Origin of the sequence: Thalassovita aquimarina, from assembly GCF_018219815.1 — a bacterium.
GTDB classification, from domain to species: Bacteria; Pseudomonadota; Alphaproteobacteria; order Rhodobacterales; family Rhodobacteraceae; genus Thalassobius; species Thalassobius aquimarinus.
This window is the reverse complement of record NZ_JADMKU010000004.1, coordinates 1-13886: the sequence shown is the minus strand read 5'-3', so window position 1 is coordinate 13886 and position 13886 is coordinate 1. Positions and strand designations below refer to the sequence as shown.

At 60.8% G+C, this 13886-nt stretch carries 12 protein-coding genes and 3 pseudogenes; 9 read left to right on the top strand and 6 right to left on the bottom strand.

Features of this window, described 5'->3' with window-relative positions; translation table 11 throughout:
* Window positions 1–17: 17 nt before the first annotated feature.
* From IT775_RS21645 to IT775_RS05645, 6 genes and pseudogenes are all read left to right on the top strand, one after another.
* Window positions 18–341: pseudogene (locus IT775_RS21645) on the top strand (transposase); the annotation flags it as partial.
* Window positions 315–740, top strand: a pseudogene (locus IT775_RS21640) (IS256 family transposase); the annotation flags it as partial. The pseudogenes IT775_RS21645 and IT775_RS21640, both read left to right, overlap by 27 nt.
* A gap of 118 nt (window positions 741–858) precedes the next feature.
* Window positions 859–1095 carry a hypothetical protein gene (locus tag IT775_RS05660; RefSeq protein WP_212700123.1) on the top strand — a complete coding sequence of 79 codons (237 nt, stop codon included), beginning with the start codon at window positions 859–861 and terminating at the stop codon, window positions 1093–1095.
* A 91-nt stretch (window positions 1096–1186) separates the two neighbouring features.
* On the top strand, window positions 1187–2506 hold the full coding sequence (nhaA, locus tag IT775_RS05655; RefSeq protein ID WP_212700122.1) for a Na+/H+ antiporter NhaA: 1320 nt from the start codon (window positions 1187–1189) through the stop codon (window positions 2504–2506).
* Between the two features lie 63 nt (window positions 2507–2569).
* Window positions 2570–3172, top strand: a pseudogene (locus tag IT775_RS05650) (IS110 family transposase); the annotation flags it as partial.
* Window positions 3173–3179: 7 nt separating this feature from the next.
* A complete protein-coding gene (locus IT775_RS05645; protein ID WP_212700121.1) occupies window positions 3180–3710 on the top strand; it encodes a hypothetical protein in 531 nt (176 codons plus the stop codon).
* A 142-nt stretch (window positions 3711–3852) separates the two neighbouring features.
* Here IT775_RS05645 and IT775_RS05640 read toward each other — a convergent pair whose 3' ends face one another.
* The 3 genes from IT775_RS05640 to IT775_RS05630 form a co-directional block, all read right to left on the bottom strand.
* Entirely contained in the window at window positions 3853–4032 is a 180-nt protein-coding gene (locus IT775_RS05640; protein ID WP_212700120.1) for a helix-turn-helix transcriptional regulator, read from the bottom strand.
* Between the two features lie 371 nt (window positions 4033–4403).
* Complete coding sequence (locus IT775_RS05635; protein WP_212700119.1) at window positions 4404–5264, bottom strand: tyrosine-type recombinase/integrase; 861 nt, start codon at window positions 5262–5264, stop codon at window positions 4404–4406.
* Between the two features lie 333 nt (window positions 5265–5597).
* Window positions 5598–7172 (bottom strand): lysine--tRNA ligase, encoded by a 1575-nt coding sequence (locus tag IT775_RS05630; RefSeq protein WP_212700118.1) that lies wholly within the window; start codon window positions 7170–7172, stop codon window positions 5598–5600.
* A 126-nt stretch (window positions 7173–7298) separates the two neighbouring features.
* Between IT775_RS05630 and IT775_RS05625 the strand changes: the two genes are divergently transcribed.
* Window positions 7299–7727, top strand: a complete 429-nt coding sequence (locus tag IT775_RS05625) for a tellurite resistance TerB family protein (RefSeq protein WP_212700117.1) — start codon at window positions 7299–7301, stop codon at window positions 7725–7727.
* 183 nt (window positions 7728–7910) lie between these two features.
* Here IT775_RS05625 and dacB read toward each other — a convergent pair whose 3' ends face one another.
* Both dacB and IT775_RS05615 read right to left on the bottom strand, forming a co-directional pair.
* Window positions 7911–9401, bottom strand: a complete 1491-nt coding sequence (dacB, locus tag IT775_RS05620) for a D-alanyl-D-alanine carboxypeptidase/D-alanyl-D-alanine endopeptidase (RefSeq protein WP_212700116.1) — start codon at window positions 9399–9401, stop codon at window positions 7911–7913.
* Window positions 9402–9466: 65 nt separating this feature from the next.
* On the bottom strand, window positions 9467–10066 hold the full coding sequence (locus tag IT775_RS05615) for a nicotinate-nucleotide adenylyltransferase (RefSeq protein WP_212700115.1): 600 nt from the start codon (window positions 10064–10066) through the stop codon (window positions 9467–9469).
* Between the two features lie 111 nt (window positions 10067–10177).
* On the opposite strand from IT775_RS05615, the gene IT775_RS05610 reads away from it, so the two are divergent.
* Window positions 10178–11053: a bifunctional helix-turn-helix transcriptional regulator/GNAT family N-acetyltransferase gene (locus IT775_RS05610; RefSeq protein ID WP_212700114.1), complete on the top strand. Its 876-nt coding sequence runs from the start codon at window positions 10178–10180 to the stop codon at window positions 11051–11053.
* Between the two features lie 41 nt (window positions 11054–11094).
* On the opposite strand, the gene IT775_RS05605 is transcribed toward IT775_RS05610, so the two are convergent.
* Window positions 11095–11886, bottom strand: coding sequence for a hypothetical protein (locus IT775_RS05605; RefSeq protein WP_212700113.1), 792 nt, complete (start codon window positions 11884–11886; stop codon window positions 11095–11097).
* A gap of 99 nt (window positions 11887–11985) precedes the next feature.
* Here IT775_RS05605 and ettA point away from each other — a divergent pair, with 99 nt between their 5' ends.
* The gene (gene ettA / locus IT775_RS05600; protein WP_212700112.1) at window positions 11986–13641 is read left to right on the top strand and encodes an energy-dependent translational throttle protein EttA; all 1656 of its coding nucleotides are present in this window, start codon (window positions 11986–11988) and stop codon (window positions 13639–13641) included.
* The last annotated feature ends 245 nt before the right edge of the window (window positions 13642–13886 follow it).

The window sequence follows — 13886 nt, the reverse complement described above, 5'->3', positions numbered from 1 at the left end:
TGAGGCCGCCTGTCTGCGTGGTTCAAGCCCCCAAACGAAGGGGGCAAGATGAGCGGCATTTCTGGCTGACGGACGAACAGATTGAGCGACTGAGGCCGTTCTTCCCGAAGTCGCGAGGCAGGCCACGAGTTGATGACCGGCGGGTTCTGAGCGAGATAATCTACGTCAAGAAGAATGGGTTACAGTGGAAGGACGCGCCTTCGGTTCATGGCCCGTCCAATATGCTCTACAACCGTTTTGTTCGCTGGTCGCGCACGGGAGCGTTCGCGCACATCTTCGTGGAACTGGCCCGGCCCGGGCCGGACCGCGACACGATCATGTCGGTGATGAACGAGCTGAAGAACCGCGGGGTCCAGGACATCCTGATCGCCGTCGTCGATGGGCTGAAGGGCTTCCCGGAGGCGATCTCGGCGGCCTTCCCGGAAACCACGGTCCAGATCTGCATCGTGCATCTGATCCGGCATTCGATGAACTTCTGCAGCTGGAAGGATCGCAAGGCGGTCGCTGCCGATTTGCGCTCGATCTACCAGGCCCCGACCGCTGCGGAAGCCGCCCGGAAACTCGATGCCTTCGAAGAAAAATGGGCCGGAAAATACCCCTCGATCGGCCCGGCCTGGCGTCGGGCGTGGCAAGAGGTCATCCCTTTCTTCGCCTTCGAACCGGCAATCCGGAAGATCAAATACACCACGAACGCCGTGGAAGCGCTGATTGGCCTCTCCCGCACTGTTGTTGATGCACGAAAACGTCGGTGCGACGGCTGCTTGCCATCAATCCAGAATATCGCATTTTCTGAAAGGGTGGTGAAGTTCGTCAGGCCCGCCGTATCCTGAAGGTATTTCAGTTGAAAGGACTGCCCCGATGCGGGATCATACGGATTATTCGGGCTTGGCTGCACTTTCGATCCGCGAAGCGCCGCTGCCTGCCCTGAGCGATCACGAGCTTCTTCCCGAGAGCGAGATCGTAGGCATCCTCCGGGACGCCGCAGCGACGCACGAGAACGCCTTCGGCACGGATCCCGAGAGGAAGATGCGCCGAGCCGTCGCCGAACTGATCAACCGGAATATTGCCGGCGGGAACTCATTTCGAAGGCGGTGAGCAGGTTGGAGCCGTTGCCTCGGACGCTCCCCGGGCACTCAGGCTCAGAGTGGCCCAAACCATTGCAAACAAGAAAAGGCACAAAGTATCCATGGTCGATCAGCAGGACGCAAAATTGCCCCATGAGGCCGCCGACAGGATAACGAAGCCCTTCGCCCGCTTTCTGAAGATCGAAGCGGCGGCGGGTGGGCTCCTGCTCCTGGCCGTGCTGCTCGCGATGGCACTGGCCAACTCGCGTTGGGCAGAGGCTTTCCTGGCATTCTGGGAGACGCCCATTGGCCTGACATTCGGTTCGCTGGATTTCACCCGCTCCTTGCGCCACTGGATCAACGACGGGCTGATGACCTTCTTTTTCTTCGTACTTTCACTCGAACTCAAGAGGGAGATCGTTCTCGGAGAACTGAGAAATCCTCGACAGGCTGCGCTTCCTTTCGCAGGCGCCCTGGGGGGCATGGTCGTGCCGGCCTCTCTGTATCTCGCGTTGATGACCGGACAACCCGGGATCCACGGGTGGGGAACCGTGATGGCGACCGATACCGCGTTCGTGATCGGATGCCTTGCGCTTTTCGGGGGGCGGATCCCTCCAACCCTGCGTCTGTTCCTGCTTTCTTTGGCGATTTTCGATGATGTCGGGGCGATACTCGTCGTCGCTTTCGGCTATGGAGAAACCATGAATTGGTCGGCGCTCGGGCTCGGATTGCTGGGGATTGGCGTGGTCGCGGGCTTCTCGCGATTTGGGGTCAGAAGCGTCCCGATCTACTTCCTGCTGGGAGGCGCGATCTGGCTGAGCTTCGACGCCTCCGGCATTCATGCGACAATCGCCGGTGTGATCCTTGGACTGATGACGCCAACCCGCGTTTGGGTGAGTGATGCACGTTTGCGCGCGATTTTGGGACGTGTGCTGGCCTATCCGTCCGGCGAGCATTGGAGCGGAGACACCGCAGACCGCCATGATCTCCTTCAGGCCGGCAGAGCGGTCTCGGAATCCCTTTCGCCTGTAGAACGGCTCGAAACGATGCTGCACCCGTGGGTGGGCTTTGCAATCATGCCGATCTTCGCGCTGGCAAACGCCGGTATCACGATTCACGGCGCCGATTTCGGACAATCGGTCTCCTTGGCGATCATTGTCGGGCTGGTGTTGGGAAAACCGATTGGCGTTCTTGGGTTCAGCTGGCTCGCCGTCCGTTCCGGCCTGGCGGTGCTCGGGCCCGGTCTGTCGTGGCCCTTTGTCGTGGCCGGTTCCTTTCTCACAGGAATTGGTTTCACGATGTCGCTGTTTATCGCGGGCCTGGCGTTCGAGCCGGCGATGCTCAACGCCGCGAAGCTCGGGATTCTCTCGGGGTCAGCCATCGCAGCGGCAGCAGGGACCCTGATACTGGTTCGGCTGACATCTCTCGCAGCCCGGGCGTGAGGCGCAACATGAGACAACGACCCAGGTCGACTTCGCCCGGCGGTTTCTATCGTGTGATTCGGACTGGACGCGTCACTGGCCAAGACCGCAATTTGCGTGGTCAGCGAACACGGCAAGATCATCAAGGAGGCTGATGCTGCGAGTGAACCCGAGACGTTGGCGCACTGGTTGGGCGATCTGGACGGAAGCATTGCCGCGATCGGCCTTGAGGCAGGCCCGTTGTCGCAATGGCTACATAGTGGGTTGGCCGAAGCGGGATTGGATGCTGTCCTCATGGAAACGCGCCAGGTGAAGGGCGCCTTGAAAGCCATGCCGATCAAGACAGACCGCCGCGATGCCGAAGGGATCGCGCGCTTGCTGCACCTCGGATGGTTCCGTCCGGTTCACTGCAAGTCAGTCGCGGCGCAAGAGGTCCGTGCCGTGCTCGGGGCCCGGAAGCCCATCCAGCAGGGCATGATCGCTTTGGAAATGTCGCTGAGGGGCCTGTTACGGAACTTCGGCCTCAAGGTTGGCGCGATCTCTCGTGGCAGGTTCGAGAGCCGCATTCGAGAACTGGCGGATGGTGACACCATGCTGGAGACCGCAACAGGGCCAATGCTACGAGCCAGGGCCTCCCTTCGCCAGGAACTCGCAGTCCTAGAGAAGCAGGTGCGCCAGCTCGCCCAAGTCTCAAGTGGCCCGGCTCTCGCCAACCGGCGGAGAGGTGGTTTTCCGAGAGCCTCCCTTCCACACCCGTGCTACCGCGCTCGCCCGAATCCGCACTCTCCTGGCTGGCCACGTGGCGGAGGAGCTTTTATTCGGAGCGGCTGCGAGTGGGGCGGGTGAAGGTCCCGCCAGTGACTTGGCTCAAGCGACCATGTTGGCGTGCAAAATGGAAACCGAATTTGGATTCGGAAAAGGCGGATTGGTGTGGCAATCGTCGCAATCCGACAGGCTCATTGCTCTCATCCCCTGGCTGCGTCCCAGGATTCAGCAGCATCTGTCCGACGCGTCAGCGCAGGCCCGTGCCATCCTGATGAAGAAGATCAATGCGGTCGAACTGATCGCTACTGCGCTTATCCAAGAACGTGAGCTCAAGAGCGAAAGGCTGGAGCAGCTAATGTCGATTCAGGATGCCCTGATGTCGAGTTTCGCGAATGAAATCGGCCCTCCTGGAACCGCGGCGGGCACTGTCATTCCGTTTCCAAAGCGCGGAGAGGGGTGATCAAGAATAGGTAACGGGTAGGGCTTTCTTCATAGCTTCCGTTAACGGTTGAGAAAGAAACCAATGATCCGCCAGACAAGAGAAAGCCGGATGACGCGACCGCGGCATCCGGCTTTAATCCATGATAGGCATCGCAAACCAATCAGATGGTTTCTCGCTCCCTGATCCAGGCTTCGATGGCGCTTTGCCGCCAACCGATCCTGCGCTCGGTCAGTCGGATCGGTGCTGGAAAGCGATCGCAATCCAGAAGTCTGTAGATGCTCGACCGACTAAGGCCTGTGATGCCCTCAACCTCCTGCCGTCGTAAAATTCGATCATTCATTTTCTGTTTTCCTTATCAAATGATGAGCAAAATCTAGCAAATTGAGGTTTCGGCAGGGTTTAAGTTTTATCGGTTTTACCCGTCACAAACCTCGCCCATGCTTTCATTGGTTCTCGCCGCTTCTCGAGGTAGCTCGTGCGATTGTAGGCCCGCTCGACTTCGGGTCCGACTGCGTGCTGGAGAATGGTTTCGGCGACCTCGCGCTGGATATTCGTTTCGTCGGACAGCCAGGTTCTTAAAGAGGTTCGAAACCCGTGTGGACGGGCCGCGAGATGGCGTTCCACCATTAGATTGCGCATTTCCATTGGTCCGATCGGGTTCCCGTCCGGACCAGAGAACACAAATTCCCCTGAGGCGATGGAACGTGCCAGTTACAGAACATGCAAGGCTTCATTGCTCAAGGGAACATCGAATGGTTTCGTCAGGCCTCGACGGCCTTTGACGTTCTTAGCCGGGATCGTCCAGACACTGCCTTCAATCTGTTCGAACTTCATGTAGCGAACGGAAGCGGATCGCACGCCGGTGAGGAACAGCATGCGAAGGGCGAGCTCCACTGCGCTGGTGTCGCTAAGCGTCCTGTAAAAGCTTGGAACCTCACTCCAGAGCATTGCAGGGATGTTCCGGTTTTGCTGTGCTGGTTTACCGAGAAGGATCCTGGCCTTCTCGATAATTTGCAGGTCGACATCGTGATTTTGCGCGACCGCGTGCTGGTAGACCACCGTCAATCGGGACAGAGCCTTGCGCGCGCTTTCGCGCCGATCGTGCCAAATGTTTTGTAAAGCATCCTTCAGATCGTGCTGGTCGATCTTCGCAATTGGCATCTTCCCCAATCTGGGCAGGATGTAGAGCCGAAGCGGACTGAACCATTTGCCGTCATCGCCATTGTGCTTCAGCGTCTTGCGATGCACCCCGTAGGCCGCCTCGGCGATGGCGCCAAGCGTGCTTTCAACGCGCTTCAGTTTGCCCTGCTCGATCCTTCGGGTTTTAATCGGATCGATCCCGGACCTGACCTGTCTGCGAACATCCTCTGCCGCGCAACGGGCTTCTCGCAGGGGCACGTGACGGAGAGAACCGAGACCCATTTCTCGGGAGCGGCCCCATAGTGTGAATCGAAACGTCCATTGCGCACCGCCATCGGGCCGTTTGACAAGCCATAGTCCTTCGCCGTCCGCGTACTTCCCTGAGGGAAGGCTCTTCACCTCCGCTGCTGTCAGCCTGTTTGAAAGTCTCAAATTTTATCTACCTCCGTATCTACATGCAGCTTCAAGGCTTCCCGAAACCTTGTGGGAAGCCGTGCGAACCCTAATCCACTGGGATTAAACCAGGTTTAAAAGGCGTGGGAATTCGCTGGAACTGCTGATACGGAGAAGTTAGCCTCCGGCGGGAGTATCGGGGCCAAGAACAAGCATGTAAGCGCCTTCACGCTTTTTCTTGGCGAAAATACCCCGGCGGATTGGGGGCAGGCCCCCAATCCGCTTCGCCCCTGGGCGGAGCAAAAACGGCGCGCCCTGTAAGGGCGCACCGCTTGGGTCCGGGAAGGAGGTGTGGTCGGCAGGGTGCCGGGCTCAGCCCAGCTCGCCCGCCAGCGCCTTGTCGATCAGTGCGATGGTTTCCTCGACACCGTAAAGCGCGATGAAGCCGCCGAAGCGCGGACCCTGTGATGCCCCCAGCAGCACCTCGTACAGCGCCTTGAACCAGTCGCGCATCGGGTCGAACCGTTCGCGGCCCACCGAGAACACCAGCCCCTGCAGTTCCTCGGCATCCAGACCGCCGTCCCAGACGGCCAGCTTGTCGCGCAGTTCCTGCAGCGCCTCGCGTTCCAGATCGGTCGGCGCGCGGAACACCTTGGTCGGTTTGACGAAGTCGTTGTAATAGCGCACCGCGAAGCCGGCCGCCTGATCCATATCGGCATTGGTCTCGGGGCTCGCCTCGGGCGCGTAGCGGCGGATGAAGCCCCACATGGTTTCGGTGTCCTCGGCCCCCGAAACAGACGCCAGGTTCAGCAGCATCGAGAACGGCACCACCATGGTCGATGCCGGCGGGTTGCCGTTATGGATGTGCCAGACCGGGTTGTTGACCTTCTGCGCCGCGTCCTGACCCTCGAAAGCGCGCAGCTGCTGGTGATATTCGTCCACCGCCTTGGGGATCACGTCGAAATGCATCCGCTTGGCGGTCTTGGGCTTCTGGTACATGAAATAGGACAGCGACTCGGTCGAGGCATAGGTCAGCCATTCGTCGATGGTCAGCCCGTTGCCCTTCGACTTGGAAATCTTCTCGCCGTTTTCATCCAGGAACAGCTCGTAAGTGAAGTGTTCCGGCTTCTTGCCGCCGAGGATTTCGCAGATCCGGTCATAGATCGGCGTGTTGGTCGAATGGTCCTTGCCGTACATTTCGAAATCCACGTCCAGCGCCGCCCAGCGGGCACCGAAATCGGGCTTCCATTGCAGCTTCACGTTGCCCCCCGTGACCGGCAGGGTCCATTCGCGGCCGTCTTCGTCGTCGAAGGTGATGGTGTAGTCGGTCGCATTCACCTCCTTCATCGGCACGTAGAGAACGCGGCCGGTTTCGGGGTGGATCGGCAGGAAGATCGAATAGGTCTGCTGGCGCTCCTCGCGCAAGCTCTTCAGCATCACCTTCATCACGTCGTCATAGCGTTCGACGGCGCGCTTCAGCACCTCGTCGAACTGGCCCGACTTGTAGAATTCGGTGGCCGAGTAGAATTCGTATTCGAACCCGAACGTGTCGAGGAACCGGCGCAGCATCGCGTTGTTGTGGTCGCCGAAACTGTCGTATTCGCCGAACGGGTCGGGCACGGCGGTCAGCGGTTTCTGGATGTTTTCGTGCAGCAGTTCCTGGTTCGGCACGTTTTCCGGTACCTTTCGCATGCCGTCCATGTCGTCGGAAAAACAGATCAGCCGGGTCGGGATGTCGCTGATCAATTCGAAGGCGCGGCGGATCATCGTGGTGCGCGCCACTTCGCCGAAGGTGCCGATATGCGGCAACCCGCTGGGTCCGTAACCGGTCTCGAACAGAACGTGGCCCTTCGCGGGTGCCTGTTTCTCGTAACGCTTCACCAGCTTGCGGGCCTCCTCGAAGGGCCAGGCTTTCGATTTCAGGGCGGCGTCACGCAATTCGGACATCGGTTATCTCCAACAGGTCAGGGTCCGCCCGCGCCCCATGCGCGGCAGACCGACGCTTCCTATTGCGGCGGCGCGGCGCAGTCAATATTCTGCCCGTGCAACATGTGTCCCTGGAAGGCGTAGACTATGAAAACCGAACCGATCGCTCATCCGCTCAGTCCCCAAGACTGCCTCGTCGCGCTGATGATCGCCATGTCCGCCTCGGATGAAAACATGCGGACCGCCGAACTGCTGAAGATCCAGAACGCGGTCAACCACCTGCCGGTCTTCGCCGCTTACGACATCGACCGGATGCAGCAGATGGCGCAGACCGTGTTCGACCTGTTTTCGGAAGAAGACGGCCTCGACGCGCTGTTCGGGTTGATTCGCGACAACCTGCCGGAACATCTCTATGAAACGGGCTATGCGCTGGCCTGCGACGTGGCGGCCGCCGACGGCATGATCCCCGAAGCGGAACTGCGCCTGCTCGAAGAAATCCGTTATGAGCTGGATATCGACCGGCTGCATGCCGCCGCGATCGAACGCGGCGCCCGTGCCCGCCACCTGAGCGGCTGATTTCCGAGTAGAGCCACGGCCCGGAACAAGGCCGAAGGCCGCCGGGCCAGCGCCAGTCCGCCCCCCGGGCTGGCGCTTTGGAGGGACTTGCTCGGATGCTGATGGGACGCGCGGGTTTGGCGACCATAAACTGCCATTCTAAAAGGGTGGTTGCGCCATCCCGCGGACTGGCGCCGCCCCGGCTCACGCCCCGTACATCGCCCCCCAGCGTTCCAGCAGCTTCTGCTGCAGCCGCTTCGATTTGCGGTTCCAGCTGCGCCCGCCCTGGGGGCGTTCGCGTTCGCTCTTGCTCAGCTTGTTGCGCCGCGGCTGGTCCGCGGTGAGGATGGCAAAGGCCAGCTCGGTCCCGTTCCTGTCGGTGACATACCCGGCAAGGCAGCTGGCGAAATTCAGCGTCCCGGTCTTGGCCACCACCGTCAGCGGATGCGCCTTGTTCGGCTTGCCGTCCTCGTGCCGCAGGGGGATCTGTTTCAGGATCGGTTTCAGTTGCTCCTTCGCCAGCGGCGTGTTCAGCGCCGCCACCATGTCGCCCGCGTTCATCCGTGACGTGCCGCCAAGGCCGGAATGATCGACGAACCGCGCGTTCTTCATGCCCAGCCGTGTCTTGGCCCAGTGGCTCATCGCGGCAGCCGATGCTTCCAGAGAAACCGGCTTGTCGCCCGCCACCGTCGTCGCCGTCATCCCGATCATTTCGGCGGTCAGGTTGGTGGAATATTTCAGCATCGCGCGCAGGATCTCGCGCAGCGCCGGGCTCTCGTGGCTCACCAGCGTCTGTCCCTCGGGCAGCGTCGCCGACACGCTTTCGTTCTTCAGAACGATGCCATGGGCGCGGGCCAGCGTGCGGAACACGTCGCTGGCATATTTGTCCGGCCGCCGCACCGGCAACCAACGCGCGCCGCCATTGCCCAGGGCCCCGCTCGCCACGGTCCAGTGATCGGTGCCGCCGCGCTGTTCATAGGTGTAGACCGGGACCTTGCGGTTCTTCACCGCGATCTTCGCCACCGCCACCTCGGGGCGGTACTTGCGGCTGCGCGCATCCATCGTCACGCCCCAGCCGGACCCAGCCCGGCGCCATTCGAAATGCACCCGGTTGAAATTCAGCGCCAGGCCGCAGATCGCCGGGTTGTAGCCGGCATGATCCGGCTGGCCGTTGTCGATCGTGCGGATATAGGGCAGGGCGCCCGCCCAGACCTTGAAATTGCCGCGCACCTCGTGCACCCCCGCCGCCTTCAGCTGCCGCGCCATCGACGCCAACCCGTCGGTGTCCAGGGTCGGGTCGCCGCCGCCCGCCAGCACAAGATCGCCCTTCAGGACGCCGTTTTCCACCGGTCCGGTGGCGATCAGGCGGGTTTCGAACCGGTGTTCCGGTCCCAACCTTTCCAGCGCGTACATCGCGGTGATCGACTTGGTCACGCTCGCCGGGGGCAATCCCAGCGTATCGACACGGGTTTCCAGGACCTTGCCGGTGCCGGTGTCAGCCACCGCGAAACCGACCTGTCCGCTCAGCCCCGAGGCGCGGATCAGCGCCTCGGCGGCCGGAACCCCCTGTTTGTGCAATCCCTTCGGGCGCAGTACGGGCCGCAGCGATGCCGCTGGCGGCGCGGCCAGCGCCGGACCCGCCGAAAACGCGGCGAGCAGGGCGAAGAAACTGCGTCGTGAAACCGTCTGAACCATGCAACAGAGCCTAACCCCAGCCGCGGCTCAGGGACAAGCGCCGCAAACCACGCGCCGTCGTCAAATTAGCCCCAATCGCCCCGTTCGCGGATCATTGTTGATGACACGGAAACCATCGGCACGTTGAGGAAACACCAGCACGGCGCCGGGCAGCGGCCCAGCCTGCGGCTGTCGCGTGCCGGCAGCCGGTAGTCGCGGAACACCCGCGCCGCTTTCGACGCCCGCGCCGAAATCCGCTGCCGGGGCCGCGCCAGCACGCCGATGGGCACCCGCGCCATGATGTCCCGCCAGTCCTGCCACTGGTCGAACTGCACAAGGTTGTCGGCCCCCATCAGCCAGACGAAATTCAGGTCGGGCCGCTGCTGCTGCAGTTGCGCGATGGTCTGGGCGGTATAGCGGGTGCCGGTCTGGGCCTCGAAATCGCTGATCGCGACGCGCGGGTGATCCATCACCTGCCGCGCATGGTCCATGCGTCGCCGCAAATCCGCCGGACCCTGTTGTTTCAACGGGTTGCCGGGGCTGACCAGCCACCACACCTGGTCCAGGCCGAACCGTTTCAGCGCTTCGCGGGTGATATGGGCATGGCCTTCGTGGGCCGGGTCGAAAGACCCACCCAGCAGCCCGATCACCTGTCCGGCGCGCGCATATGGCAATTCGTAACGCATCGCGTTTCCTTGGCCTTTCGCGGCGCGCGCTGTCAACCGCCCATGCGCGGCTTGACGGGCGGAAATGGTTGTTTTAGGTGAATTAAAAATAGTTTACTCGAGTCAACGAACATGCCGCAAGACCCCGTCGCCCGCATCCGCCGCTTCAACCGTGCCGTCACCCGCGAAACCGGCGCGCTGGATCAATCCTTCCTGGGGCGTGGCCGCCCGCTCGGGCCGGCCCGCGTGCTGCATGCCATCGGCCCGGACGGCACCGATCTGGAAGCGATCCGCGATTACCTCGATCTGGAAAAGGCGTTGCTCAGCCGGTTGCTGAAATCGTTGCAGGAAGAAGGACTGCTGGAACTCGACAGGGACCCCGCCGATGGCCGCCGCCGCATCGCCCGGCTGACCGAAAAGGGCAGGGCGGAACAGGCCGCCTATAACGCGCTGTCCGATGATCGCGCCCGCGCCCTGCTGGAACGCCACCCCAAGCCCGAGGCGCTGCTGGCGGCGATGGATCTCGTCGCCTCGGCGCTTGGCCGCGACCGGATAGCCCTGGCCGAGGCCGATCCGCGCAGCGACGACGCCGTCTACTGCCTCGGCGAATACTACGCCGAACTGAGCCGCCGGTTCGAAACCGGCTTCGACGTCAATCTCAGCTGCGACCCCGACGCCACCGACATGATGCCCCCGCGCGGCAGCTTCCTGATCGCCCGTTCCGACGGGCTGCCGCTGGGCTGCGTCGGGCTGAAGGGCACCGACAAGGGCTACGGCGAGATCAAGCGGCTCTGGGTCTCCCCCGCCGCGCGCGGCTTGGGCCTCGCCCGACGGTTGATGGAGGCCGCCGAGGGGGCCGCCCGCGACCTCGGCATCGCGCTTCTGCGGCTCGACACCAACTCGGCCCTGCCCGAGGCGGTGGCGCTCTACCGCAATACCGGCTGGACCGAGATCGAGCGCTTCAACGACGACCCCTACCCGGATCATTTCTTCGAGAAGCGGTTGTGAGAGGAAAGTCTAAGGAGACTCCATAAATTCAAGCGGATTCACTAGCGGTCATCTTGTCTCAAGTACATTAAGGGTAGTTTCATTTTCGCTGAGTCAGCGATAAATTCCTCGTCACAAGAGTACTGTACCAAGTTGTCGCGTGCTTTGTTGAGAAGCCTTATAAAAATTTCACCAGCCATCTCATGGAATGCGTTGACCACGTGGTTCGCAGCAGGTGCTAGCCATTTTAGGTAGCCCTCGAACTTTTCTTGAGGTGTTCCTGAACCGTAGGCCTCAACAAATTGGGTGTTCAAGAATGCTCCGAACACCATATCATCCACAGCGGGAAAAACCGAATTTGCTTTCGTTCGGTGAAATAGGAAGCGTTCTTCCGAGGAACTTGAAATATTATCCAGCCATTTCTCAACCTCAGATGTTGGACAGTGACCACCAAGGTGGTTTCTCATATACTTTGCCAGCACAAAATATTCGCTATCGGTAAACTGCTTCGTCCTCCGTCGCCAGATTTCGGATATGCTTGTTTTTATTTCACTTAGTGGCTTCTTATTGTATCGACGCCCTAAAGCTTTTTGAAACCCGCCTTGGGCATTGACCGCTTCTACAACTTTTAGGTTCAGCATTCTAAGCAGCATATGCGATCTGGCCCTTGCCACCTTGCGGAAAGCGGGATGATCCGGATGCGGTTCCATCGACATGAGCCACAGATGTTGAAGTTGCATTATTTCATCTGCTGCTAGAGCTAACACAAGGAAGGCTGAGGTTACTTCTTTGCCGAGTTTTTTCCTGTCTTCACTCGTTAAATGCATCTCTAAAAATTCGATACTATCAGTCATAGTCGTCCCTTTGTGCCACTGTATGGCAAGCATTGCCCCCACCCCTGCACTCAGCTATCACACCGTCCAACGTGAATTCCCTGCAACGGAGCGACCCTGATGGCCTCTTACCAGTATGTCTACCACATGTCCGGCGTCTCCAAGACCTATCCGGGCGGCAAGAAATGTTTTGAAAACATCAACCTGAACTTCCTGCCCGGGGTCAAGATCGGCGTCGTCGGCGTCAACGGCTCGGGTAAATCGACCCTGATGCGGATCATGGCCGGCATCGACAAGGATTATCAGGGCGAAGCCTGGGCCGCCGAAGGGGCCAAGGTCGGTTACCTGCCGCAGGAACCGGAACTCGACCCGTCGCTCGACGTGCGCGGCAACGTCATGCTGGGCGTGGCCGAGAAGAAGGACATCCTGGATCGCTACAACGACCTGGCGATGAACTACTCGGATGAGACCGCCGATGAGATGGCCAAGCTGCAGGACGAGATCGACAGCCAGAACCTGTGGGATCTGGACAGCCAGGTCGATATCTCGATGGAGGCGCTGCGCTGCCCCCCCGATGATGCCGACGTGACCTCGCTCTCGGGCGGTGAAAAGCGCCGGGTGGCCCTGTGCAAGCTGCTGCTGGAATCGCCCGACATGCTGCTGCTCGACGAACCGACCAACCACTTGGATGCGGAAACCATCGCCTGGCTGCAGCAGCACCTGATCGATTACAAGGGCACCATCCTGATCGTCACCCACGACCGCTATTTCCTCGACGACATCACCGGCTGGATTCTGGAACTCGACCGCGGCCGCGGCATCCCCTACGAGGGCAATTATTCCAACTGGCTGGAACAGAAGGCCAAGCGGCTGTCGCACGAAGCCAAGGAAGACAAGGCGCGGCAGAAGACGCTGGAACGCGAACTCGACTGGATCCGCCAGGGCGCCAAGGCGCGGCAGTCGAAATCCAAGGCCCGGATCGCGGCCTATAACGATCTGGCCAACCAGTCCGAGCGCGAAAAAATCACCCGCGCCCAGATTGTCATCCCCAACGGTCCGCGTCTGGGATCGAAGGTGATCGAGGTCAACGGGCTCAAGAAACACATGGGCGACAAGCTCCTGATCGAGGATCTGTCGTTCGACCTGCCGCCCGGCGGCATCGTCGGCGTCATCGGCCCCAACGGCGCCGGTAAGACCACCCTGTTCCGCATGCTGACCGGCCAGGAACAGCCCGACGAGGGCACGGTGGAATACGGCGACACGGTGAAACTGTCCTATGTCGACCAGTCCCGCGACGACCTGAACGACAACGACACCGTATGGGAAGCGATTTCCGGCGGCGCCGAGCTGATCGAACTGGGCGACGCCCAGGTCAATTCCCGCGCCTATTGCTCGTCGTTCAACTTCAAGGGCGGCGACCAGCAGAAGAAACTGTCGCTGCTGTCGGGCGGTGAACGCAACCGGGTCCACATGGCGCGGCTTCTGAAGGAAGGCGGCAACGTCCTGCTGCTCGACGAACCGACCAACGACCTCGACGTCGAAACCCTGCGCGCGCTTGAAGACGCGCTGGTCGATTTCGCCGGCTGCGCCGTGGTCATCTCGCACGACCGTTTCTTCCTCGACCGGATCTGCACCCACATCCTCGCCTTCGAGGGCGACGCCCATGTCGAATGGTTCGAGGGCAACTTCGAGGAATACGAGGAAGACAAGAAGCGCCGCCTCGGCCCGGACGCGCTGGAGCCGAAACGGCTCAAGTACAAGAAGTTCACGCGGTGAGACTGAAGTAAAAAAACACGCGGTAAAACGCTTCAATTGGGCGGGGTTTTCCCCGCCCTTTTTCTTTTGTGCTGGCAGGAGGCAGGAATTTCGAATTGGCGCCCTTGCGGGGGAGGGCTTGATCTCAAAGTAGTGGCTCTTGAAATGGTACAATGATAGGTTCGTTTCTAGGGTCAGGACTCATAGCCAATAGATGACGGTTGCAGCGAGCGCGATTGCGGAGAGGAAGACCTTCGGGCACCTGT

Excerpts from the sequence above, each read along its gene's own strand:
- IT775_RS05660 (WP_212700123.1), top strand. The coding sequence starts at position 859 with ATGCGGGATCATACGGATTATTCGGGCTTGGCTGCACTTTCGATCCGC.
- nhaA (WP_212700122.1), top strand. The coding sequence starts at position 1,187 with ATGGTCGATCAGCAGGACGCAAAATTGCCCCATGAGGCCGCCGACAGG.
- IT775_RS05640 (WP_212700120.1), bottom strand. The coding sequence starts at position 4,032 with ATGAATGATCGAATTTTACGACGGCAGGAGGTTGAGGGCATCACAGGC.
- IT775_RS05630 (WP_212700118.1), bottom strand. The coding sequence starts at position 7,172 with ATGTCCGAATTGCGTGACGCCGCCCTGAAATCGAAAGCCTGGCCCTTC.
- IT775_RS05625 (WP_212700117.1), top strand. The coding sequence starts at position 7,299 with ATGAAAACCGAACCGATCGCTCATCCGCTCAGTCCCCAAGACTGCCTC.
- dacB (WP_212700116.1), bottom strand. The coding sequence starts at position 9,401 with ATGGTTCAGACGGTTTCACGACGCAGTTTCTTCGCCCTGCTCGCCGCG.
- IT775_RS05615 (WP_212700115.1), bottom strand. The coding sequence starts at position 10,066 with ATGCGTTACGAATTGCCATATGCGCGCGCCGGACAGGTGATCGGGCTG.
- IT775_RS05610 (WP_212700114.1), top strand. The coding sequence starts at position 10,178 with ATGCCGCAAGACCCCGTCGCCCGCATCCGCCGCTTCAACCGTGCCGTC.
- IT775_RS05605 (WP_212700113.1), bottom strand. The coding sequence starts at position 11,886 with ATGACTGATAGTATCGAATTTTTAGAGATGCATTTAACGAGTGAAGAC.
- ettA (WP_212700112.1), top strand. The coding sequence starts at position 11,986 with ATGGCCTCTTACCAGTATGTCTACCACATGTCCGGCGTCTCCAAGACC.